General features: G+C 49.7%; 19 protein-coding genes. 12 read left to right on the top strand and 7 right to left on the bottom strand.

The genetic code is table 11. From position 1 onward, the window contains the following. The first annotated feature begins 71 nt into the window (after nucleotides 1-71). Nucleotides 72-614: a hemerythrin domain-containing protein gene (locus L1D43_RS02790; RefSeq protein ID WP_041510391.1), complete on the top strand. Its 543-nt coding sequence runs from the start codon at nucleotides 72-74 to the stop codon at nucleotides 612-614. 43 nt (nucleotides 615-657) lie between these two features. Here L1D43_RS02790 and L1D43_RS02795 read toward each other — a convergent pair whose 3' ends face one another. The 5 genes from L1D43_RS02795 to L1D43_RS02815 all read right to left on the bottom strand — a co-directional run bounded on the left by L1D43_RS02795 (nucleotide 658) and on the right by L1D43_RS02815 (nucleotide 7,685). Beyond that, the gene (locus tag L1D43_RS02795; RefSeq protein ID WP_011864891.1) at nucleotides 658-849 is read right to left on the bottom strand and encodes a DUF3545 family protein; all 192 of its coding nucleotides are present in this window, start codon (nucleotides 847-849) and stop codon (nucleotides 658-660) included. Nucleotides 850-1,079: 230 nt separating this feature from the next. After that, complete coding sequence (gene pgi, locus L1D43_RS02800; protein WP_239849869.1) at nucleotides 1,080-2,717, bottom strand: glucose-6-phosphate isomerase; 1,638 nt, start codon at nucleotides 2,715-2,717, stop codon at nucleotides 1,080-1,082. Nucleotides 2,718-2,730: 13 nt separating this feature from the next. Next, nucleotides 2,731-3,687 carry a transaldolase gene (gene tal, locus L1D43_RS02805; protein WP_041510393.1) on the bottom strand — a complete coding sequence of 319 codons (957 nt, stop codon included), beginning with the start codon at nucleotides 3,685-3,687 and terminating at the stop codon, nucleotides 2,731-2,733. 273 nt (nucleotides 3,688-3,960) lie between these two features. Then, nucleotides 3,961-5,070, bottom strand: coding sequence for an OmpA family protein (locus tag L1D43_RS02810; protein WP_239849870.1), 1,110 nt, complete (start codon nucleotides 5,068-5,070; stop codon nucleotides 3,961-3,963). A 248-nt stretch (nucleotides 5,071-5,318) separates the two neighbouring features. After that, entirely contained in the window at nucleotides 5,319-7,685 is a 2,367-nt protein-coding gene (locus L1D43_RS02815; RefSeq protein WP_239849871.1) for a phosphoketolase family protein, read from the bottom strand. A 426-nt stretch (nucleotides 7,686-8,111) separates the two neighbouring features. On the opposite strand from L1D43_RS02815, the gene L1D43_RS02820 reads away from it, so the two are divergent. Continuing rightward, nucleotides 8,112-9,590 carry an alanine/glycine:cation symporter family protein gene (locus tag L1D43_RS02820; RefSeq protein WP_239849872.1) on the top strand — a complete coding sequence of 493 codons (1,479 nt, stop codon included), beginning with the start codon at nucleotides 8,112-8,114 and terminating at the stop codon, nucleotides 9,588-9,590. A gap of 127 nt (nucleotides 9,591-9,717) precedes the next feature. Continuing rightward, complete coding sequence (gene yaaA, locus L1D43_RS02825) at nucleotides 9,718-10,494, top strand: peroxide stress protein YaaA (protein ID WP_239849873.1); 777 nt, start codon at nucleotides 9,718-9,720, stop codon at nucleotides 10,492-10,494. A gap of 147 nt (nucleotides 10,495-10,641) precedes the next feature. On the opposite strand, the gene L1D43_RS02830 is transcribed toward yaaA, so the two are convergent. Beyond that, on the bottom strand, nucleotides 10,642-12,048 hold the full coding sequence (locus L1D43_RS02830; RefSeq protein ID WP_239849874.1) for a M28 family peptidase: 1,407 nt from the start codon (nucleotides 12,046-12,048) through the stop codon (nucleotides 10,642-10,644). Between the two features lie 135 nt (nucleotides 12,049-12,183). On the opposite strand from L1D43_RS02830, the gene L1D43_RS02835 reads away from it, so the two are divergent. Beyond that, nucleotides 12,184-12,480, top strand: coding sequence for a metalloregulator ArsR/SmtB family transcription factor (locus L1D43_RS02835; protein WP_011864899.1), 297 nt, complete (start codon nucleotides 12,184-12,186; stop codon nucleotides 12,478-12,480). A 167-nt stretch (nucleotides 12,481-12,647) separates the two neighbouring features. On the opposite strand, the gene rpsT is transcribed toward L1D43_RS02835, so the two are convergent. Next, the gene (gene rpsT, locus L1D43_RS02840) at nucleotides 12,648-12,914 is read right to left on the bottom strand and encodes a 30S ribosomal protein S20 (RefSeq protein ID WP_011864900.1); all 267 of its coding nucleotides are present in this window, start codon (nucleotides 12,912-12,914) and stop codon (nucleotides 12,648-12,650) included. Between the two features lie 248 nt (nucleotides 12,915-13,162). Here rpsT and murJ point away from each other — a divergent pair, with 248 nt between their 5' ends. From murJ to L1D43_RS02880, 8 genes are all read left to right on the top strand, one after another. Next, entirely contained in the window at nucleotides 13,163-14,722 is a 1,560-nt protein-coding gene (gene murJ, locus L1D43_RS02845; RefSeq protein ID WP_239849875.1) for a murein biosynthesis integral membrane protein MurJ, read from the top strand. Between the two features lie 65 nt (nucleotides 14,723-14,787). Further along, complete coding sequence (ribF, locus tag L1D43_RS02850; protein WP_239849876.1) at nucleotides 14,788-15,723, top strand: bifunctional riboflavin kinase/FAD synthetase; 936 nt, start codon at nucleotides 14,788-14,790, stop codon at nucleotides 15,721-15,723. A 32-nt stretch (nucleotides 15,724-15,755) separates the two neighbouring features. Then, complete coding sequence (gene ileS, locus L1D43_RS02855; protein ID WP_239849877.1) at nucleotides 15,756-18,578, top strand: isoleucine--tRNA ligase; 2,823 nt, start codon at nucleotides 15,756-15,758, stop codon at nucleotides 18,576-18,578. Between the two features lie 9 nt (nucleotides 18,579-18,587). After that, nucleotides 18,588-19,100, top strand: a complete 513-nt coding sequence (lspA, locus tag L1D43_RS02860) for a signal peptidase II (protein ID WP_041510402.1) — start codon at nucleotides 18,588-18,590, stop codon at nucleotides 19,098-19,100. A gap of 3 nt (nucleotides 19,101-19,103) precedes the next feature. After that, nucleotides 19,104-19,526, top strand: coding sequence for an FKBP-type peptidyl-prolyl cis-trans isomerase (fkpB, locus tag L1D43_RS02865; RefSeq protein ID WP_239849878.1), 423 nt, complete (start codon nucleotides 19,104-19,106; stop codon nucleotides 19,524-19,526). Nucleotides 19,527-19,549: 23 nt separating this feature from the next. After that, complete coding sequence (gene ispH / locus L1D43_RS02870) at nucleotides 19,550-20,479, top strand: 4-hydroxy-3-methylbut-2-enyl diphosphate reductase (RefSeq protein ID WP_200890553.1); 930 nt, start codon at nucleotides 19,550-19,552, stop codon at nucleotides 20,477-20,479. Between the two features lie 230 nt (nucleotides 20,480-20,709). After that, the gene (pilV, locus tag L1D43_RS02875; protein WP_239849879.1) at nucleotides 20,710-21,228 is read left to right on the top strand and encodes a type IV pilus modification protein PilV; all 519 of its coding nucleotides are present in this window, start codon (nucleotides 20,710-20,712) and stop codon (nucleotides 21,226-21,228) included. Between the two features lie 5 nt (nucleotides 21,229-21,233). After that, on the top strand, nucleotides 21,234-22,208 hold the full coding sequence (locus L1D43_RS02880; RefSeq protein ID WP_239849880.1) for a PilW family protein: 975 nt from the start codon (nucleotides 21,234-21,236) through the stop codon (nucleotides 22,206-22,208). The last annotated feature ends 6 nt before the right edge of the window (nucleotides 22,209-22,214 follow it).

Genomic DNA, 22,214 nt, shown 5'->3' on the forward strand with positions numbered 1-22,214 from the left:
CATATTAGTGTGAGTAAAAGTTCAACAATTGACTATAGTAACTAAAGGCGTCTAGAAGGTTGGAGGTGACGATGTTAGCGAGACTTCATAATGACCATAAACATATCGCGATACTGTTAAATATTCTCAAAAATAAGCAGCAGCGGCTGCAAAATGGTGAGGCCGTCAACTTTAATCTGATCCGAGATATCGTCGAATATATGCAGAGCTATGCCGAGCACAGCCATCACCCGGTAGAGGATCTGATCAACGAATTCTATATCCAGACACACCCTGAAGAGGCCCTGGAAGAGAATCTGGGAGAAGAGCATCATGGTCTCATCGAAAGTTCGACCAATCTGATGACTACCCTAAACCTTATCTTGAGTGACGTCCCGGTACAGAATGAAACCCTGAGTCAGGCGCTGAAGGAGTATGTAGAGGCGCAGCGAAATCACATGATGTATGAAGAGAGTAAGTTGTTTCCCATCTGGGAGGCGGGGATGACCGAGGCGCAGTGGCAGCAGGTGGCCGACAGATGTCAGGAGAAGTTAATTAGCGACCCCTTATTCAGCGACGATGACAATCTGCTCTTCGAGGAGTTAAAAGAATATCTGGCCAAGGCCGAAGAGTGACAGACATAAAAATAGCGCCTTAGGCGCTATTTTCTTATCATTTTTACATCAGAAGGTTATCTAAGTCGTATTCGAAACTGCTGTCGATATCCTGAAGCTCTTTAATCAAACGCTGTTTCTCTTTGATAGCCTCTATTTCGCGCCATTTTCGCTTCTTGTTGGAGCTTCGCGAACGACTGTTGGGTCTTTCAATGACGGTATCATCTAGCGCACTACCATAATCTAAGCGATTCATGGCAACCTCCTGTTGTTGTATTTTTTCTCAACAATTAAATATCACACTTCCAATTTATGGTGCAAGAAAAATGTTTCAATAATGTTAAGTCTGAGTGAATCATTTATGGCGCGGCAGGTGGTTTTTTGCCCGCTGAATGGGCGAAAGCTTAAGCTTGCTGGTGGATATTACTGCAGATAATAAAAAAGCCAGTGAAAACTGGCTTTTTTATTGGCTAATCTTTCGCGAGCTTAAATGTGGCCGCGTCTAAAGAGATTGATGAGGGCGTTGCTGGATGCATCCAGCGCCTTAGCCTCTTCATCGCTCTGCAGACGTGCGAGTACATCATTACCTAGGGTCTTGCCCAGTTCGACGCCCCATTGGTCGAAGGAGTTGATATCCCATAACGCGCCTTGAACGAAGGTTCTATGCTCGTACAGGGCGATCAAGGCACCCAGAGTTTCCGGGGTCAGCTTGTCCATCAGTAGGGTGTTGCTTGGCTTATTGCCATCCATCACCTTGTGCTTAGCGATCAATGCCTTCTCTTCCTGGCTCAGCGAGCTGCCGTCGAGTTCGGCAAGAGCCTCATCGAAGGTTCTGCCTTGCATCAGCGCCTGGGTCTGTCCAAAACAGTTTGACGCCAGCTGAACATGGTGTTCACCGAGGGGGTTGTGGCTCTGCAGCGGCAGAATAAAGTCTGCCGGGATCAGTGCCGTGCCTTGGTGCAGTAACTGATGGTAGGCGTGTTGACCATTAGTGCCTTCGCCGCCCCAGATCACCGGGCCGGTTGCATGGTCGACGCTGTCGCCGTTGAGGGTGACAGATTTACCATTACTCTCCATGTCCAGTTGCTGGAAGTAGGCTGGCAGGCCTCTGAGGTAATGATCATAGGTCAGTACCACATGGGACTGTGCCTGGTAGAAGTTGCCATAGAGCAGGGAAAATAGCCCCATGATCACCGGCATATTCTGCTCGAGAGGCGCTTCGACAAAATGTTTGTCCATCGACTTGGCACCGGCCAGCAGCTGGTAGAAGTTGTCCATGCCAATGAGCAGTGCGATAGGCAGGCCAATCGCCGACCAGAGTGAATAGCGGCCGCCGACCCAATCCCACATAGGGAAGATGTTATCCGCATCCATGCCAAATTCGGTTGCCTTGGCCACATTTGAGGTTACGGCGACGAAATGCTTGGCGATATCCGCTTGAGTGCCGCCATTTTCCAGGAACCAGGCCTTGGCACTCAGGGTATTGGTCAGCGTCTCTTGGGTGCCGAAAGACTTGGACGACATCACGAACAGAGTGGTTTCTGGATCCACCAGACGCAGCTTCTCACACAGTGAGGTGGCATCGACGTTGGCAACGAAGTGGCACTTGAGCGCCGGATTCCAGTAGGGGCGCAGCGCCTGAGTGACGATTTTAGGTCCAAGGAATGAGCCGCCGATACCTATGCTAACGATATCTGTGATCGCCTTGCCCGTGTAGCCTTTCCACTCGCCCGAGGTGACAGCTTCGACAAACTTGGCCATCTTGGCCTGAGTCTGTTTTACCTCGGGGACGATATTTTGGCCGTCCACCAGGATCACCTCGTCAGTCTCGGCTCTGAGGGCGGTGTGCAGTACGGCGCGCTTCTCTGTGTTGTTGATGATCTCGCCATTGAACATGGCGCGGATCTTATCACTTAACTTGGCAGATTTAGCCAATTCAAACAGTTGTGTCAGTGTCTGCTCATCGGCTCGGTTCTTGGAGTAGTCCAGCAACAGTCCACATGCCGACAGTGACATCTTGTCAAAGCGCTGTGGATCGGCTTCAAAGAGCTCGCGCATATGGGGCAGCTTGGCGGTTTGCGCTTCAAGCTGGGCCCACGCATCTTGCTGAGTAAGCTTAGTCATGACGTCTATTCCCTTAGGCTTCGAGTTCGGCTTTTAGCATGGTTTCAAGTTTGCCCTGGTCGATGGCAAAGTTGCGGATACCTTCGGCAAGCTTCTCAACGGCCATAGGATCTTGGTTGAACTCCCAACGGAACTCGGCTTCGCTGAGGGCGGCACCCGGGGCAACGACTTCGCCTGCTGGTTTCAGCTTTTGAACGACAGGCGTGTCACTGTTTGCCATCTCTTCAAGCAGTGCAGGGCCAATTGTCAGGCGATCGCAGCCAGCAAGTTCGATGATCTCACCCGTGTTGCGGAAGCTGGCGCCCATCACAACCGTGTTGTAGCCATGGCGCTTGTAGTAGTTGTAGATGTTAGTGACCGAGACAACGCCAGGATCTTCCTCGGCGCTGTAGTCCAGGCCGGTATCCTTCTTGTACCAGTCGAGAATACGGCCGACGAAAGGCGAGATCAGGTAAACACCGGCTTCGGCACAGGCTCTGGCCTGGGCGAAACAGAATAAAAGTGTCAGATTACAGTTGATGCCTTCTTTTTCCAGCTCTTTGGCGGCGCAGATCCCTTCCCAGGTCGAGGCCAGTTTGATTAGGATGCGAGACTTGTCGATGCCGGCCTCTTCATAAAGCTTGATCAGCTTGTGCGCCTTCTCGATAGAGCCGGCCTTGTCGAATGAAAGACGAGCGTCCACCTCGGTAGAGATGCGGCCTGGAACAATTTTTAGGATCTCGAGGCCGATGTTGACCGCCAGTTTGTCGCCGGCATCTTCAACCTGCTGCGCCAGATCGTCACTCTGAGACTTAGCCCATTCGATGGCATTGGCAATCAGGTGTTTGTATTCAGGAATTTGGGCTGCTTTGAGAATAAGAGAGGGGTTGGTGGTAGCGTCTTGTGGTTGATAACGCTTGATGGCTTCGATGTCACCGGTATCGGCGACTATGGTGGTGATTGATTTGAATTGCTCGAGTGTATTAGCCATGAAAATTACATCCTTCTTAAGAAGCAGCTTAAGTGTGTGGTTTACTAACGGCTATTAGACGCGATTTTGCCGATATTTCCAACCATGAATGAAAAAAAATTACAGAAAAGTTGCTAAATATCAGTAAAAGGCATTTTAGCCATTGCCGTATAGCCGGGCTGATGTTTGGGCTAAACGGACTTAGAGTATAACCATTAAATTATGACAGGAAAAAAAATCGCTGCCTAAGCAGCGATTTTTATTGAGCTCGATCATTAAGTTAATCGTAAAGACTTACTTTAGAATCGCCTCTTTACGAACACCCGTAACGTGGGCTTCGATGCGACGGTTAGCCTTGTTGGCTTCGGCGCTGCTGCCTTCGATCAGCGGCTGAGTGATACCATATCCCTTAGCGCTGACGCGATCTTGGCTGATACCGTACTTGCTGACCAGTAGCTCGGCAACGGCATTGGCACGACGCTCAGACAGATCCATGTTGTAGTCAGGGTTACCTACGTTAGAGGCGTGACCACCGATCAACACGGTTGCGCGTGGGTTTTGGTTCATGTAGTTGGCCAGCTTTTCGATTTGGCCATAAGACGCAGAGTTCACCACGGCAGAGTTATTGGCAAAGCGAATTGAACCCAGTTCATGTTTCTCGGTGACTTCGCGGTAAAGGGTACAACCGCTGGCATCAACCTTATGATTGCTCGGCGTGTTGGCACATTGGTCTTTATCGTCGGTCACGCCGTCGTTGTCTGAATCCTTTGGTTCAACAACCACAGGTGCTGCAACGGGTGCGGGTGCAGCGGCTGCGCGACCGAAGCGGTAGCTTAGCTCAAGACCCCAGTAGTTGCTTTCCATCTCAAGGGTGTTCCACTTGTCTTCGTCGAGATTTTCATAACGACGATACTTGGCTTGCAGCTTGAGGTTTTCGGTAAAGTTGTAGCCGATACCTGCACCAAAGTAAGGTGCAACACCGCTGTCACTGTAGTACTCGCTACCCCACTGTTTGTTGTTAGACAGTAGGTAATTCATTGCACCGGCTTCGGCTGACAGGCTCCAACGGTCGGCAAACGGCCAGAAACCTACCAGGCCGAGTGTCATACCGCGAGCACCGACATCGTTAAGTTTGTTGGCATAGTCGACCCATTCGGCGCGGCCCAGGTCACGATAACCCAGTTCGACACCAAAATAGTCGTTAAAGAGGTAACCACCAAATACATCCCAAGCATAAGGATCATCTTCACCACATTGCTTCATGGTCTTCTGATCGCAGTTAGGCTCGTAGTTGTTTACGCCTAAACCGCCACCGACGTACCAAGGGGTGAGTTCTTGTGCTGCATTGGCTGCAAATGGGAGCATTGATGTAAGCAGAATAGCTTTCAATGTATTGTTCATCATTTTCCAATTCCTTTGTTTTACTATCTTTCCCCCATGCTGTTTTTATCCAGTAAAAACATGCCAGCACTTTGTGGGGGGATTCCTTTGGTATTATCGCTAGCCTCTGTATTATCTTACGCGAATATAGAAATTGCCACGAATAACAGGCAAATTTTCTAGGATTATTGGTCGATAGACAATAAAAAAGGCGTTTCCGCTAGGAATCGCCTTTTTTCTAGTAGAATAATTAACTTAGCGTTAATCTATTCTTAACGTGTCCAGACCCAGTTTTCGATGCTTTCAGGGTCTACACCGTTGGCCTTGATGTAGTTACGGTGATCAACCAGACGCTGAAGCATGTCAGTGGTGATGGCGACGTGTTGTGTCTCGTCGATCACACCCTGTTGGAATAGCTTGTAAGCCATATCGATAACCAGGTGGTAGCGAGAAGTACCGTTACGCACGCCCATATCGAATGGTGTTGTGGTTGAACCTTCCTCTTCATAACCCTTGATACGGAATCTGTGGCTACCCTTGTAATCGAACACCAGCTTCTTGATAGTGTTTGGATAACCATGGTAGTTGAAGACCACGCCTTTATCGGCGGTGAAGATCTCATCCATCATCCAAGGCTTGCTTTGGAACTTACGGCTACCCAGACCGCTGCTGGTTAGCTCGGTTACGCTCACGAAGCGCACGCGGACTCTTGGTAGTAGCTCACGCAGGATGACTAGAGAAGCCATACATTCCTGGGTCACATAGTCACCACAGCCTGCTAGAACGACGTCTGGGTTGTCGTCAGAGGCGAAATCCCACACCATGACGCCATCTTTAGCCTGTTGACGTGCTTCGTCCAGTGTCAGCCATTGTGGCAGCTCTTTCTTACCGGCAGCGATGATGTTTAGCTTGTCGCGGTCGGCGAAGGCACGCTCGGTGTAAACCAGTGTCGAGTTGGCATCTGCTGGCAGATAAGCCGAGATGATCTCTGGGTGCTTCTCAAGCATAGCCCCAAGGAAAGAAGGGTTCTGGTGAGAATAACCGTTGTGGTCTTGACGCTCTAGCAGTGAAGAGAGCACGACGTTACAAGAAGGCACAGGCTTACGGAAGTGTACGCCCTGGCTGGCATAGACATACTTACAGTATTGGTCGGCCATAGAGGACACTACTTGTGAGAAAGACTCATAAGTTGGGAACATACCGTGACGACCCGTTACTGTGTAGCCGTGTAGCATACCGAACAGCAGGTTTTCAGATAGCAGCTCGAGTACACGACCATCGCGAGACATATCTTCGTCCCAGCTCTCGATAGGCCATTGCCATGCACGATCTGTCTCTTCAAACACAGCCTGTAGCTGGTTAGAGTAGGTTTCGTCAGGGCTGAAGATACGTAGGTTACGCTGATCTCTGTTGAGCTTGAACGCATCACGCATCCATTGACCCATCTTCAACATAGAGTAACCACGCTGTCCTCTTGGTGTTTCAGCACCGTAGGCCAGGTCTTCCAGCTTAGGGTTGTTCAGTGAACGTACCACTTCGCCGCCATAGCTCAGGTGTTGACGACCACAGCAAAGCTCTTTTGGTGGGAGCAAAGATTGAATGTCTTTGTCGAACACGATCTGGTTTTGCTCGTTGATGCTATAGAGTTCGCCGAACTTGTAGCTGGCAAGCCATTGATCTAAGGCTTCAAGGTGTTGTTTGTCTTTCGCACACTTGTTAACGATAACCTGGTGAGATTCACAGTTGCCTTCCAGCTTCTTACCATTGTCTTCGGCAACGCCTGTCCAGCCTTTTGCGGTGCGCATCAGAATCACTGGCCAGCGAGGCTTAACGACATCTTCGCCGCTACGAGCCTTGGTTTGAATGGCTTCGATCATGGCATAGGATTCATCCATCGCCTTGGTCATCTGCACGTAGACATCTTCTTCAAGGTCGCTATCGACGATGATTGGATGATAGCCAAGACCTTTAAATTCCAACTCAAGTTCTTCGTGGCTCATGCGTCCCATACGGGTTGGGCCAGAGATCTTGTAGCCGTTGATGTGAACGATAGGCAGTACGGCACCGTTGTTTGCTGGAGAAACCAGACGGTTAGCGTACCAAGAAGCTGCTAGTGGGCCTGTTTCAGATTCACCGTCACCGATAAGTACGGTAGCGATGAGGTTAGGGTTATCCAGTACGGCACCCCAGGCAACAGAGAGCGAGTAACCTAGCTCACCACCTTCTAGGATCTGACCCGGTGCTTCTGGGTTAGCGTGAGAAGGATAGCCATAGGCAGCTGAAAATTTCTTACAGATATCTTCGATACCAGTCTCGTTGTACGGAATCGTCTCTGGATAGAAATGACTCAGCGATCCTTCCATAAACAGGTTAGCTTGTACTGCAGGGAAGCCGTGGCCTGGGCCGACAAGGTAGAGGAAAGGACGATTGGTTTTCTTGATGAGACGGTTGACGTTAGCGTAGACGAAGTTGATACCTGGACAAGTACCCCAGTGCCCTAGCAGTCTGGGTTTGATGTCGCTATGTTCTAGCGGACGCTTGTGCAGTACGTTTTGCTTTAGATAGATTTGCGAGGTGGCCAGGAAGTTGGTCGCTCTTACAAATTTCTTTAGTGCGGTGATCTCTTGCTGTTGTGACATAAATAACCCCATTTATAGTAAGCAATAAGTTAATCAAAGCTCATGTGAGGCACTATATTTGTAATTTTATTACAAAAATGTGTTCAATATCTTATTTTTGAAAAGTCGTTAAATTTACTAAATGTTAAATTTTTGGTGGTAAACACCATGTTAGTTACGTTAATACAGTAGCTTATTTATGTCTGATTGCGTGATGCCAATGTCATGTAAATGGGTAAGTGTGATCTGTATCACATGGCGCTTTTTTGATGGTATGCTATTTTGGCGTGTCGAATTCGGCAGGCATGTTGTTTTGGCATCATGAAAGGATAATTCGAAAAGAAAATCCTGCCGAAATTATTCGATCAAATTGGGAAGGAAATTTAACAAAGATGGCGGCTTGTTTGGATATGCCGCCATAAACGTCCTAAGGGTGATAGAAGTTCTATGTTTGAATCTGTATTAAATTTAGTCGATTCGACTATCAACGCGGTAAACGGCATGCTGTGGGGCAGCGTGTTGATTTACGTGCTGGTCGCTGCGGGCGTGTTATTTACATTGAGATTGGGCTTTATCCAATTACGTATGTTTGGTCATGGCACCAAACTTGTGCTGCAAGGACGGGAAAAGACTAATGGCATTTCCTCGTTCCAGGTGTTTTGTACCTCTATGGCGGCGCGTGTGGGGACGGGCAACATGGCGGGGGTTGCGGTGGCGATCACTGTAGGTGGTGCCGGCGCCGTGTTCTGGATGTGGCTCATCGCCCTGCTTGGGATGGCGACCGCCTTTATCGAGTCGACCCTGGCTCAGGTCTATAAGGTAAAAGACAGCGACGGTCAGTATCGCGGTGGTCCGGCCTATTATATGGAGCAGGGCTTGGGCAAGCGCTGGATGGGCTCGCTGTTCTCGATATTGCTGATCATCGCCTTCGGTTTTGCGTTCAACGCCGCGCAGGCCAACACCATGACTGATGCACTCAACAATGCCTTTGGCTTAGATAAGACCATGGTAGGTCTGGTGATCGTCGCAGTTGCGGCCTATATCATCAGCGGTGGTCTGAAGAAAGTGGCTAAGGCTTCTGAGCTTATCGTGCCTGTGATGGCGGTGGCTTATCTGGCTATCGCCTTGGTTGTGCTGGTGATGAACCTAGAGCAGGTGCCTGCGGCGCTGGCCTATATCGTGAAGAGTGCCTTCGGTTGGGAAGAAGCCGCCGGTGGTGCCATGGGGGCCATGATGGCGGGGATCGCCAGGGGACTCTTTTCAAACGAAGCGGGTATGGGCAGTGCGGCCAATATCGCGGCGTCAGCATCACCGAACCCTAACCACCCTGCTTCTCAGGGCTTCGTGCAGATGATCGGCGTATTCGTCGATACCATAGTCATCTGTAGCGCGACTGCCGCCATCATTTTGCTGTCTGGCGTCCTTGATGCGCCGGGCGAGCAGAAGGGGATTGGCCTGCTGCAGTTGGCGCTCACCAACGAGGTGGGCGGATGGGCAGCCTATTTTGTTGCCTTTGCCATCATACTCTTCTGTTTCTCTTCTATCATAGCTAACTACAGCTATGCGGAGAGCAATATCCTGTTCCTGAGCAAGAGTAAGAAGGTACTGTATACCTTCCGCGCCTTGGTGTTGGCCATGGTCATGGCGGGGTCGGTTGCCTCGTTGCAGCTGGTGTGGAATTTCGCCGATGTCTCCATGGGGCTGATGGCGCTGGTGAATATTGCCGCCATCGTCATGCTCTCTAAGGTGGCCTTTGCGGTGATCAAAGATTATGAGCTGCAGCTAAAGGCGGGCAAGGTGCCAACCTTCGATGCTGCGCATTTTCCCGAGCTTAATGGTCTGGATGAGAAGATCTGGAAGGGTAAGCCGAGTGCGGGGGTACTGGCTAAAGAGGAAGAAGAGTCGGTTGCCGTCCCAGAGGTATAGGGATATTGGGCTAATCGCGGCTTTCTATTAGTTCTATCTAAAAAACCACGTCCTTTGGGCGTGGTTTTTTATTGTCTGCGTCAGTATGATAGTCACCTCGCTTAATGTTAGAAATAAAGGATAATTTATGCTGATCTTAGTCTCTCCGGCTAAAACCCTGGATTATGAAACGCCAGCAAGTACCCAAACCTTTACAATGCCTGCACTGCTGGAACACAGTGAAGAGTTGATCAAGGTGTGTCGAGAGCTAACACCAGCAGATATCGCGTCTTTGATGAAGGTTAGCGACAAGATCGCCGGTCTCAACGCCGCGCGCTTCGCCCAGTGGAACAGAGACTTTAACTTGGATAATGCCAAGCAGGCGCTGTTTGCCTTTCGCGGCGATGTCTATACCGGGCTGGATGCCGATACTCTGTCTGAGGCGAGCCTTGGACGCGCGCAGCAGCATCTGCGCATCTTATCCGGACTCTATGGTTTACTGCGCCCCCTAGATCTGATGCAGGCTTATCGATTGGAGATGGGCACTAAGCTGGCTAACGGCCGAGGAGCTAATCTGTATCAGTTTTGGGGCGATATTGTCACCCAAGAAGTTAATAAGGCGCTAGCCGAACAGGGGGATGATATTCTGGTGAATCTGGCGTCGAATGAATATTTCAAGGCGGTGAAGCCAAAGCAGATCCAAGGTCAGGTGATCACGCCAGTCTTTAAGGATAAGAAGAATGGCCAGTATAAGGTGATTAGCTTCTTCGCCAAGAAGGCCCGCGGCATGATGGTGCGTTATATGCTGGATAATCAGGTGAGTAGTTATAATGAGCTGATCAAGTTCGACACCGCCGGCTATTACTATAGCGAGGCAGACTCGAGCGTCAACGAGCCGGTATTCCTAAGGGAAGAGCAGGCTTAATGTCAGGTAAGAATTGAATCAAAGCGAAAGTCTACTCTCAAGCTAAGTTAGTTAATGGCTCAGCAAGCGCGATAAAAAAGCAGCCATAGGCTGCTTTTTTTGTCTGTCGTCGGCGTAAAGGTGCTGGCGGCCGCTGTTTTTCGCTATTTATTTTGCCTTAGGGGTAAGTGGCCTTAGCTTGATTTCAGACTGGGCCATTAGGTAAGCAAACTGGGCATAGGCCGCCGCATTTTGCGCTAGCGCCTTGGGATCGATTTTATCCAAGGTATCGTTTGGCGTGTGGTGATAGTCGAAATAGTCGCTGCCATCTTGTCTCAGTGACGCAACCGGGACTCCGTAGCCGGGCAACATGGAGACATCAGGGCCGCCAGAGGCCTTGTTGTTGCCGGGAGCGACGCCGTTATCCTGCATCGAGCTTGTATGGGCCTGTACGGCGCCGAAGGCCTTGTCGGCGACGTTAAAGTCGATTTGGTAGATAGGTCCAGCACCAAAGTCGGATTCGGCGGCTATATAGTGTTTGGCCAGTTCCGCTTGATGCTCTTTGGCGTAGCTCTTGCCGCCAATTAACCCTAGCTCTTCAGCGGCGTAGAGGACGACACGTACCGTGCGAGCAGGTTTTGTGGGTAATTGAGCAATATAGTGGCCTGCGGCGGTGACAATGGCTACACCTGCGCCGTCGTCGATGGCACCGGTTCCTTCGTCCCAAGAATCCAGATGGGCACCGATGAGCACTATCTCGTCGGGCTTGCTACTGCCGGTGACCTCGGCAATCACGTTGTAGGATGTGGCATAGCCCAGGTTCTTGGGGCTCATCTCTAGGTGCATCACGACATTGGGATCGCGCTTTAGCATCAGGGTGATCAAGTCCGCATCAGGGTTGGACATGGCCGCTGCTGGGATCTTATCAACCCCGTCCTGGTAGCGCATCATGCCAGTATGAGCCATTCTGTCATGGTCTGTGCCGATAGAGCGGATCACTATGGCTAGCGCGCCTTTCTCTGCCGCCGCAATCGCGCCGCGCGAGCGTCCGCCTACCGTCATGCCGTAGCCTTTGCCTGTCTTGAACCTTGGGGTGATGTGATCGATAAAGACGATTTTTCCTGTGACCTGGCTTGGATCGGCTTGTTTAAGGGCATCCAGGGTCTCGAAACGGACGATTGGCGCGCTGATACCTTCTTCGGGCGTGCCGATACTGCCACCAAGGGCGGTGATCACCAGTGGCTGTGCATAGGGAGAGACAATATTGGCTTTGGCCTCGCCTCGTTGCCATACGGGCACCTGTACCGCTTCCTTATAGACTCTGTCGAACCCAAGTGAGGCGAGTTTTTTCTCTGCCCACTGAACGGCGATCAGATCTTTCTCGCTGCCCGCGAGTCTAGGGCCTACCTCGACAGTTAGCGATTCGACAATATCGAATGCCAGGCTGGAAGCGAGCGCCTCTTGCTGAAGCATTTGGCTAACACTTTGATTTGTGTCTGTTGCTAACGCGTTTTGGCATGCTAATAACCCGGTAAAAAAGAGCGTGGAAAGGAGGGTGATAGGGGAGCTTTTCATGAGTTTCCTTTATTTTTATTACGTATGTCCCATTTTTGAAAACAATCTAGCAAAAAGTGTGCTTCATGTCCCGACTATATCTTTAAGTCAACGCTATATTAGTGCCGGGGTTTGTTTTAGGAGAAATTGCTCGTAATGAATATAGAATTGATGCAGCAACGAGCGGATAATGCTGTTGTATTGCTAAAGGCTTTAGCAAATGAACGCCGGCTGTTCATCTTATGCTACTTGTTGAGCGAAGGTGAGATGTGCGTCGGTGAGATGAATAAAAAGCTGGGGCTTAGCCAATCTGCGCTGTCGCAACACTTAGCATGGCTTCGTAAAGACAATTTGGTCGAAACGCGAAAAGAAGCGCAAACGGTATTTTATTCGCTAAAAAGCAAGGAAGTATCTGAAATTATTAAGTTACTTAACACTATCTATTGCCACTAAACGGCTTGAGAATAGCGCAGATAGAAAGCTGATGGGCTGTAGGCCATCAGCTTTTTTGTTTTTTAGCTTAGGCCTATGCCTGTAATACTGAAGGGAAGTTGACCTAGTACTCGGGCGACAGGTACAAAAAAACCGGCCTAAGCCGGTTTTTTTATATCGCTAAAAGATTAAGCAGCCAGTGCTTTGATCTTAGCGTTTAGACGAGCCTTATGACGGGCAGCTTTATTCTTGTGAATAAGACCTTTAGTCGCCATACGGTCAACAATTGGTTGTGCAGCATTGAATGCTTCAGTTGCCGCTTTGTGATCGCCAGTGTTGATCGCAGCGATAACTTTCTTAACGTAAGAACGTAGCATAGAACGACGGCTAGCGTTGTGCTGACGACGTTTTTCAGATTGAAGCGCGCGCTTCTTTGCAGACTTGCTATTAGCCAAGGTGCAACTCCTAAAAGGGTTAGATATTTTTAAAGGTCGAGGAATATGCCTTTTTTTCGTCAGTTTGTCAATGACAATGATCGGATCTTTATCTTAAAGATAAATTAATCAGAGCAGACTTGGCCTTCTTCAACCTAACTCGTGTAATATGGGGCGCAATTCTAGCAGTATTTGCTGCTTGGTGACAGGGGGTAAGTCGACTTTTTAACTTGCTCGATACACCTGTGATGCTCGTTTCAGGGGGAGCTTTGAGCAAGAAACTTTTTAAGTCAGGCATGATCGTGAGTGCTATGACGCTGATTTCTCGTGTTTTAGGTTTAGTGCGAGACGTGGTTATCGCCAATTTGATGGGAGCAGGGAGTAGCGCCGACGTCTTCTTTTTTGCCAATAAGATCCCAAATTTTTTACGCCGATTATTTGCCGAAGGCGCCTTCGCCCAGGCCTTTGTGCCGGTATTGACCGAATATCAAGAGAAACATGACGACCAGGCGGTTCGCGAGTTGCTGGCCAAGGTGACCGGTACGCTCGGGCTGGTGGTGACCTTGGTGACTCTGGTGGGGGTGATCGCCTCGCCACTATTAACGGCTCTGTTTGGCGGCGGCTGGTTTTTGGCCTGGCTAAACGATGAGCCAAATGGTCAGAAGTTTGAACTTGCATCACTAATGTTGAAGATCACCTTCCCCTATCTTTGGTTTATTACCTTTACCGCCTTGGCGGGTTCGATACTCAATACCCGAGGTCGTTTCGCGGTGTCGGCTTTTACCCCGGTTTTTTTGAATGTCGCCATCATCAGTGCGGCGCTGTTTCTGGCGCCTAAGCTCGATCAGCCGGAGATAGGCCTTGCTTGGGGCGTTTTCGCCGGTGGCCTGATCCAGTTTCTGTTTCAGATTCCTTTTCTATTTAGAGAGAAGGCCTTGGTTAAGCCGTCGTGGGGCTGGCATCACCCGGGCGTCGTTAAGATCCGCACCCTGATGCTGCCCGCGCTGTTTGGCGTGTCTGTGTCGCAGATCAATCTGCTGCTCGATACCTTTATCGCCAGTTTCTTGGTGACGGGCTCCATCAGTTGGCTCTACTACTCAGATCGACTGCTGGAGTTCCCCTTAGGTCTGTTTGGTATCGCGATTGCTACCGTTATCTTGCCGGCCCTGTCGAAGAAACATGTCAACGCCGAAGGTGATGGGTTTGCCAAGACGATGGATTGGGGGATCAAGGCGATTCTGCTGATGGGGGTTCCGGCCATGTGTGGGCTGATCGTCTTGGCCAAGCCCATGTTGATGGTGCTGTTTATGCGCGGTGCCTTCACGATAGATGATGTCGATATGGCCTCCTACAGTTTAATGGCTTATGGTTCGGGTCTGCTGAGTTTCATGCTGATCAAGGTGTTGGCCCCTGGGTATTATTCTCGTCAGGATACCAAGACGCCGGTGCGCTACGGTATCGTCGCCATGGTCAGTAACATGGTGTTTAATCTGATTTTTGTGTTTCCTTTCGGCTATGTGGGGTTGGCGATAGCTACCTCGCTATCGGCACTGCTCAATGCCAGCCTGCTTTATCGCGGTCTACATCGTGCTGGTGTTTATCAAATCTCAAGGCAAACCCTTGTGTTTATGGGGAAAACCTTGGTAGCTGCCGCGCTGATGATCGCCGTGCTCTATCAGTTGTTACCTAGCATGGAAACCTGGCTGACACTCTCCTTTGTGGGCAGGGCAACTCAGCTTGCATATTTGATTGGTGCGGGGGCTGTGGTCTATCTGCTGGCTATGTTATTGTTAGGAATTCGCCCCTGGAGGATGAAAGCTGGCTTTTGATTGCTGATAATCATCTTGAGCTAGTATATAATCCGCGAACTTATGCTTGCTAGTTATTGAATGTAATGGAACTGATCCGCGGTATACATAATATTTTACCCCGACACCAGGGCTGCGTGCTGACTATTGGTAATTTTGATGGTGTGCATCGTGGGCATGCCGAAGTCATTGCTGCACTTGTGAAAAAAGCCAAGCAACATGGGGTTCCAGCAACACTCATGACATTCGAACCTCAGCCGCAAGAGTTGTTTAAGGGGGATAATGCCCCGGCTAGGCTGAGTCTGCTGCGCGATAAGATAGTCTTGCTCGATGAGCTGGGCATAGATCGTCTGCTATGCGTCAATTTTAATCAGAAGTTTGCCGCCATGCCCGCCGAAGCCTTTATCGAGGATCTCCTGGTGCAACAGCTGGGGGTCAAATACCTGGTGGTTGGCGATGACTTCTGTTTTGGCAAGCAGCGACGCGGTAATTTTGAGATGCTAAAGGCCGCCGGTGAAAAATATGGTTTCGCCGTGGTCAATACTCACAGCTTTATCTTGGGGGATAAGCGGGTGAGTTCCACCGAGATTCGGGGGCTGCTCGCCAAAGGCAACCTAGAGCAGGCAAGACGTCTGCTGGGCCATCCCTATGCGCTGAGTGGCAAAGTTGCCCACGGCGAGAAAATTGGCCGCACCATAGGCTTTCCCACTGCCAACATCGCCTTGAAACGTAAGGTGTCTCCGGTACGGGGCGTCTTTGCCGTCAGGCTATTTTGGGATGGTAGTGACATCTATGAAGGGGTGGCAAACGTGGGCTTTAGGCCTACGGTCAATGGACAAAATTGTCAGTTAGAAGTCCATTTGTTTGATTTTGATGGAGACCTCTATGGTCGCACAGTCGAAGTCGAGCTGGTGGCAAAGATTAGGGATGAACAGCCATTTAAGTCATTAGATGCGCTGAAGCTACAAATTAAAGATGATGCTGACAGGGCCAAGGCCCTGCTTGGCTGCGATGCAGGCTGAGAGCGATCAGCTAAATTAACGGTATAGGATCAATGAGCGACTATAAATCTACTTTAAACTTGCCGGAAACTGAGTTTCCGATGCGTGGTAATCTGGCGAAACGCGAGCCAGAGATGTTGAAATCTTGGACAGAAAAGAAGCTGTACCAAAAGATTCGTGAAAGCCGCACAGGTGCCAAGCCATTCATTCTGCATGATGGCCCACCGTACGCTAACGGTAGTATTCATATTGGTCACTCAGTAAATAAGATCCTTAAAGACATTATTATCAAGTCGAAGACCCTGTCGGGTTTCGATGCACCTTATATTCCTGGTTGGGACTGTCACGGTCTGCCTATTGAGCTTAAGGTCGAGCAGAAAGTGGGTAAGCCAGGCCAGAAGGTGTCTGCGGCCGAGTTTCGTCAAAAGTGTCGTGAGTACGCAGCTGCCCAGGTAGATGGTCAGCGTGAAGACTTTATCCGTCTTGGCGTGTTGGGCGACTGGCAGAATCCTTATCTCACCATGAACTTTGATACCGAGGCCAACATAGTTCGCTCTTTGGCTAAGGTTATCGATAACGGCCACCTACACAAAGGTGTTAAGCCGGTGCATTGGTGTACCGATTGTGGTTCGGCCCTGGCTGAAGCCGAGGTGGAGTATGAAGATAAGACTTCACCAGCAGTAGATGTCGCTTTCCTAGCGGTCGATAAGGCGACTGTGCTGGCTAAGTTTGGTGTAGAGCAGTGTGAAGCCGATGTCGCGACCGTTATCTGGACCACGACGCCTTGGACACTGCCTGCTAACCGCGGTCTCTCTATGGCCGGTGATATCGATTACGATCTGGTTGAGTACACTAAAGAAGGTAACAAGCGCGCGATCATCGTGGCGCAGGAACTTGTAGAGTCTTGCGTTGAGCGTTATGGCGCCGAGTCACATCGCGTGCTGGGTACGGTGAAAGGGCAGGCCCTTGAACTGTTGCGCTTTAAGCATCCTTTCTATGATTTCGATGTGCCTGTCATCATTGGTGATCACGTCACGGTTGACTCAGGTACGGGTGTGGTTCATACGGCGCCTGGCCATGGTCAGGACGACTTTGTGATTGGTCAAAAATATGGCCTGGAAGTGGCTAACCCTGTTGGAGACAACGGTGTCTATAAGCCAGATACCGAGTTCTTTGCCGGTCAACACGTGTTTAAGGCCAACGACAATGTAGTTGCACTGCTTGAAGAGAAGGGCGCGCTGCTGAATCATGTGGCCTATCGTCACAGCTACCCACACTGCTGGCGCCATAAGACGCCTATCATCTTCCGCGCGACGCCGCAGTGGTTCATCTCTATGGACCAAAAAGGCTTACGTACTCAGTCACTGAGCGAGATCGAGAAGACCCAATGGATCCCTGACTGGGGGCAGAGCCGAATCGAAAAGATGGTTGAGAACCGTCCTGATTGGTGTATCTCTCGCCAGCGTACTTGGGGCGTGCCTATTACCCTGTTTGTGCACCGTGATACCGAAGAGTTGCATCCTGATAGCGTCGCCCTGATGGAGCGTGTTGCCCACAGAATCGAGCAAGAAGGTATTCAGGCTTGGTGGGATCTCGACGCTGCAGAGCTATTGGGTGAAGAGGCTGACCAATATCGTAAGGTCACAGATACCTTAGATGTGTGGTATGACTCAGGTTCAACTTTCTCGTCGGTGGTTGCCGCACGTCCCGAGTACAACGGCCATCCTGTCGACCTTTACCTCGAAGGTAGCGATCAGCACCGTGGTTGGTTCATGTCATCACTGATGATCTCTACCGCCATGAGTGGTAAGGCGCCATACAAGCAGGTGCTGACTCACGGTTTCACCGTAGACGGCCAGGGCCGTAAGATGTCTAAGTCTATCGGTAACGTGATCGCGCCGCTGCAAGTCACCAACAAGCTTGGCGCAGACATTCTACGTCTTTGGGTTGCGGCGACCGATTACAGTGGTGAGATGACGGTATCTGACGAGATCCTCAAGCGTAGTGCCGATGCCTATCGTCGTATCCGTAACACGGCTCGCTTCCTGCTTGCTAACCTGAATGGTTTCGATCCGGTAAACGACACCGTTGCCGTCGAAGATATGGTGGCGTTAGATCGCTGGGTGGTACGTCGCGCTGCGGCCTTGCAAACCGAGATCCTGGAAGCTTACGAGCAATACAACTTCCATTTGGTGACTCAGAAACTGATGCAGTTCTGCTCTGTCGAGCTTGGCAGCTTCTATCTGGATATCATCAAAGATAGACAATATACGGCTAAACGTGACAGCCTGGCTCGTCGTAGCTGTCAAAGCGCGCTGTTCCTGATCGCCGAAGCCATGGTGCGCTGGATTGCGCCTATCCTGAGCTTCACCGCCGATGAAGTATGGCAATCGCTACCGGGTGAGCGTGAAGAGTTTGTCTTTACTCAGACCTGGTTCGAAGGCTTGGCCTCTGTGACGCTGGATAGCGACCTGAGCGATGATTACTGGGCAAACCTTATCACGGTTCGTGACGAGGTGAACAAGGCCATCGAGCAGGCACGCCGCGAGCAGCGTGTCGGTGGCTCCTTAGAAGCCGAAGTGACTCTCTACGCCGATGAGGCGCTCACCGAGTCTTTGGCGCTGCTTGGCGATGAACTGCGTTTCGTACTGCTGACCTCTAATACTCAGATTGCACCACTGGCTAGTGCCGGTGCCGATGCAGTTGAAACTGAGCTGGCCGGGTTGAAACTATTAGTGGCTAAGACTGAAGCGGCCAAGTGCGATCGCTGCTGGCATCACAGAGAAGATGTGGGTCAGGTCGAAGCGCATCCACTGCTGTGTACCCGCTGTGTGACCAACATCGAAGGTGATGGCGAACAGCGTCAGTTCGCATAAGGGAGTCGAATGCCATCTAGCTGGAAAGAGAGTGGCTTACGTTGGTATTGGGTAGTTGTATTGGTGTTTATTGCCGATCAACTATCCAAACAATGGGTATTAGCCAATTTTGACCTGAGAGAGTCAATTAACCTGCTGCCATTTTTTAATTTCACCTATGTGAGAAATTATGGTGCGGCTTTTAGCTTCTTAAGTGATGCCGGAGGGTGGCAGCGTTGGCTGTTTACCTTGGTTGCCGTCGGTTTTAGTACCTTGCTTACCGTCTGGTTACGTAAGCAATCCAAAGGGATGTGGAGATTGAATCTGGCCTATACCTTAGTGATAGGTGGAGCGCTGGGGAACTTAATCGACAGATTGCAGCATGGCTTTGTGGTCGATTTTCTCGATTTTTATTGGAAGACGAGCCACTTCCCCGCCTTTAACATTGCCGATTCGGCGATCTGTGTTGGCGCAGGGCTCATCATCTTAGATTCGTTTATTTCGGAGCGTAAGCCAAACGGCGAAGACGTTGCAAAGGGGTAAGTCGTGACTGTTACTCGTTCATTATTGTGTCATATGAATATCGTGCTGGAGGACGGTTCGACCGCCGATAGCACTAAAGCTTCTGGAAAACCGGCTAAATTAAACATTGGCGACCAGAGCCTGAGCCCAGCGTTTGAGGCCGAGATCACGGGTCTGAAGCAAGGGGATAAGCATAGCTTTACCCTGGCCGCCGCCGATGCTTTTGGTGAGTCAAATCCAGATGCCATTCATCATATGGACAGAAGTAAGTTTCCTGCCGATATGACGCTCGAAACAGGGGTTATCGTGAGTTTTGCCGGTCCTGGTGGCAGCGAGATCCCTGGCATAGTGCGTGAGGTGATTGGCGACTCGGTAACCGTCGATCTTAATCATCCGCTGGCGGGGCGCTCGGTGACATTCGAACTGGAAGTGGTTCAGGAGCTTTAATCATGACACAACCTCCTCAAGGCTTGCAGATCAAACTGGCTAATCCACGTGGCTTTTGCGCCGGTGTCGACAGGGCCATCAGCATAGTCGAAAGAGCGCTCGAGCTGTTTTCCCCACCTATTTATGTGCGCCACGAAGTGGTACATAACAGATATGTGGTGGAAAATCTGAAAGACAGGGGCGCCGTGTTTGTCGACGAGCTAGATCAGGTGCCAGATGACAGCATAGTGATCTTCAGTGCCCACGGCGTATCTCAGGCGGTTCGCGCCGAGGCGAAAAAGCGTGGTCTGAGAGTGTTCGATGCGACATGCCCCTTGGTGACTAAGGTACACCTTCAGGTGACTAGAGCCAGTCGTAAGGGAATTGAGTGCATTCTTATCGGTCATGCGGGCCATCCTGAGGTTGAGGGAACCATGGGACAATACGATAACCCTGAAGGGGGCGTGTTGTTGGTGGAGTCCCCCGCCGATGTTGAGGCCTTAGTGGTTAAAGATCCAGATAACCTCTGCTTCGTCACACAGACCACCTTGTCTATGGATGATACCGCAGATGTGATCGCCGCCCTGCAGAAGCGTTTCCCTTCAATTCAAGGGCCGCGTAAGGACGATATCTGCTATGCCACCCAAAACCGACAAGATGCGGTGCGTAATGTTGCCGATGATGTTGACCTCTTTATTGTTGTGGGCTCTAAGAACAGCTCAAATTCGAACCGTTTGATGGAACTTGCCATCAAGAAGGGCACTCAGTCTTATCTTGTCGACAATGCCGATGACATAAAATTAGAGTGGTTTAACAATATCTCTAAGGTCGCCGTAACTGCTGGCGCGTCTGCGCCAGAGGTCCTCGTTCAGCAGGTAATCGATGCAATAGCCAAGCTGGCCCCGAGTGTCATTACAGAGGTAGAAGGGCGTAAAGAAGATACTGTATTTGCCGTACCGGCGGAATTGCGATAGGTATCTTGCTGTTTTGATGAGAAAAGGAGGCTTAGCCTCCTTTTTTATTGTCTAAAAATCACACTCGGCATATTGAATTTTATTTTTAGACCTAATATTACTAGCGAGTAACATTCGACTAATCTATGATTAACTAGTATAGTTTAAAGTTATGCTAACTTTCAGATTTTAAAAGACTAAACGGCTGGAACGACTGTCAAAAGTATGGCTAATATCGGAGATTTGACATCATGGTAAAAGGTGGGAAAGGGTTTTCCCTAATAGAGGTGATGGTATCGCTCGTCATTCTTGTTATTGGCCTGATCGGCATATTTAATCTGCACGTTGTTTCCAAGCGCGGCAGCTTCGAGTCTTTTCAGCAGACCCAAGCTTCATACTACGCCAACGATATTATCAATCGTATGAAGTTAAATCCTACCCAGTTAGCAAATTATGCGGGCACCTATAGTGGTGCCCCAAGTTCAGTCAGCAAGCAATGTCAAGGAGCTACAATATGTTCGTCCTCGGAGATGGTTGCTTGGGATCTGTATGAGTGGCAAACATTGTTCAATGGTACCGCTGAGCAGGTAGGTACTCAGAATGTTGGAGGGTTAGATACGCCAACGGCTTGTATTGTGATTAATGGCAATAGTGTATTGGTTACCATGGCTTGGAAAGGTATTCGTGAAACTTCAATTGCCTCAGCGACTTCTGATTGTGGATCTACTACTGCAAATCGACGACTCTATTCAGTTCAAACGGTGATTTAAACGGGATGAAGATTTTAATTATGCGTACTCAGTCAGGGATGTCTCTCGTTGAGCTGATGGTAGCACTTGTTATTAGTCTGTTTTTATCGGCAGGCATCTTCACTATGTTTAGCATGTCTGCTTCTAATGTCACGACAACAAGTCAGTTTAATCAACTGCAAGAAAATGGCCGTATAGCCTTAGCCATTATGGAACGAGACATAAGTCAGCTTGCCTTCATGGGGGATATGACTGGCACCGACTTTATTGTGGGAAATAATACAACAATATCCTCTGCAGCGGTCCCTAATGACTGCATCGGAGGCGGGGTTAATAATGCGACCTTACCTAATGGTACACCTTCGCATTTTAGGAGGATTTGGGGTTATGAGGCTGGCGTTAGTGGCGTAACTTTTAATTGTCTTACTGGGGTGAATGCTAATACAGATGTATTGCAAATTAAGCGTTTGGTTGGGCCTAATGTCTTGGCTCCAAATAATGTGTCTAGTCACTATGTAGCAACCACTTCTAGTCAAGCGATTTTTTTTACGGGCAATCAAGTGACCCCGGTACTCACAAATAGTCGATTTTGGGAGTATCAACATCATATCTATTTCATAAGAAATGATGGAACGATTCCTGTTTTAAGAAGAAGGACGCTTACCGTCGCAAATGGAATGAATAATGAGGAACAGCTCGTTGAAGGGATAGAAAACTTAAGGGTTTTGTACGGTGTCGATGATGATGGTGATGATATTCCTAATCGCTATGTGCCCGTTGGTAACGTGAATACCGTAATGTGGGACAACCAATCATTTCAACGGATCGTGGCACTAAAAGTGTTTTTGCTTGTTCGCTCTGTGGATCAGGATTCTAGCTATACTAATGAGACTCAATATCAGTTAGGCGATAAAACGATATTAGCTCCTCAGGATCATTTTAGGCGCAAGGTAATGTCGACCACTGTCATGCTTGAAAATCCAGTGCTGATTAGGAATTAATGAGGT

Source organism: Shewanella sp. Isolate8 (genome assembly GCF_022398495.1).
GTDB lineage: Bacteria > Pseudomonadota > Gammaproteobacteria > Enterobacterales > Shewanellaceae > Shewanella > Shewanella aquimarina.

Excerpts from the sequence above, each read along its gene's own strand:
- L1D43_RS02790 (WP_041510391.1), top strand. The coding sequence starts at position 72 with ATGTTAGCGAGACTTCATAATGACCATAAACATATCGCGATACTGTTA.
- L1D43_RS02795 (WP_011864891.1), bottom strand. The coding sequence starts at position 849 with ATGAATCGCTTAGATTATGGTAGTGCGCTAGATGATACCGTCATTGAA.
- pgi (WP_239849869.1), bottom strand. The coding sequence starts at position 2,717 with ATGACTAAGCTTACTCAGCAAGATGCGTGGGCCCAGCTTGAAGCGCAA.
- tal (WP_041510393.1), bottom strand. The coding sequence starts at position 3,687 with ATGGCTAATACACTCGAGCAATTCAAATCAATCACCACCATAGTCGCC.
- L1D43_RS02810 (WP_239849870.1), bottom strand. The coding sequence starts at position 5,070 with ATGATGAACAATACATTGAAAGCTATTCTGCTTACATCAATGCTCCCA.
- L1D43_RS02815 (WP_239849871.1), bottom strand. The coding sequence starts at position 7,685 with ATGTCACAACAGCAAGAGATCACCGCACTAAAGAAATTTGTAAGAGCG.
- L1D43_RS02820 (WP_239849872.1), top strand. The coding sequence starts at position 8,112 with ATGTTTGAATCTGTATTAAATTTAGTCGATTCGACTATCAACGCGGTA.
- yaaA (WP_239849873.1), top strand. The coding sequence starts at position 9,718 with ATGCTGATCTTAGTCTCTCCGGCTAAAACCCTGGATTATGAAACGCCA.
- L1D43_RS02830 (WP_239849874.1), bottom strand. The coding sequence starts at position 12,048 with ATGAAAAGCTCCCCTATCACCCTCCTTTCCACGCTCTTTTTTACCGGG.
- L1D43_RS02835 (WP_011864899.1), top strand. The coding sequence starts at position 12,184 with ATGAATATAGAATTGATGCAGCAACGAGCGGATAATGCTGTTGTATTG.
- ribF (WP_239849876.1), top strand. The coding sequence starts at position 14,788 with ATGGAACTGATCCGCGGTATACATAATATTTTACCCCGACACCAGGGC.
- ileS (WP_239849877.1), top strand. The coding sequence starts at position 15,756 with ATGAGCGACTATAAATCTACTTTAAACTTGCCGGAAACTGAGTTTCCG.
- lspA (WP_041510402.1), top strand. The coding sequence starts at position 18,588 with ATGCCATCTAGCTGGAAAGAGAGTGGCTTACGTTGGTATTGGGTAGTT.
- pilV (WP_239849879.1), top strand. The coding sequence starts at position 20,710 with ATGGTAAAAGGTGGGAAAGGGTTTTCCCTAATAGAGGTGATGGTATCG.
- L1D43_RS02880 (WP_239849880.1), top strand. The coding sequence starts at position 21,234 with ATGAAGATTTTAATTATGCGTACTCAGTCAGGGATGTCTCTCGTTGAG.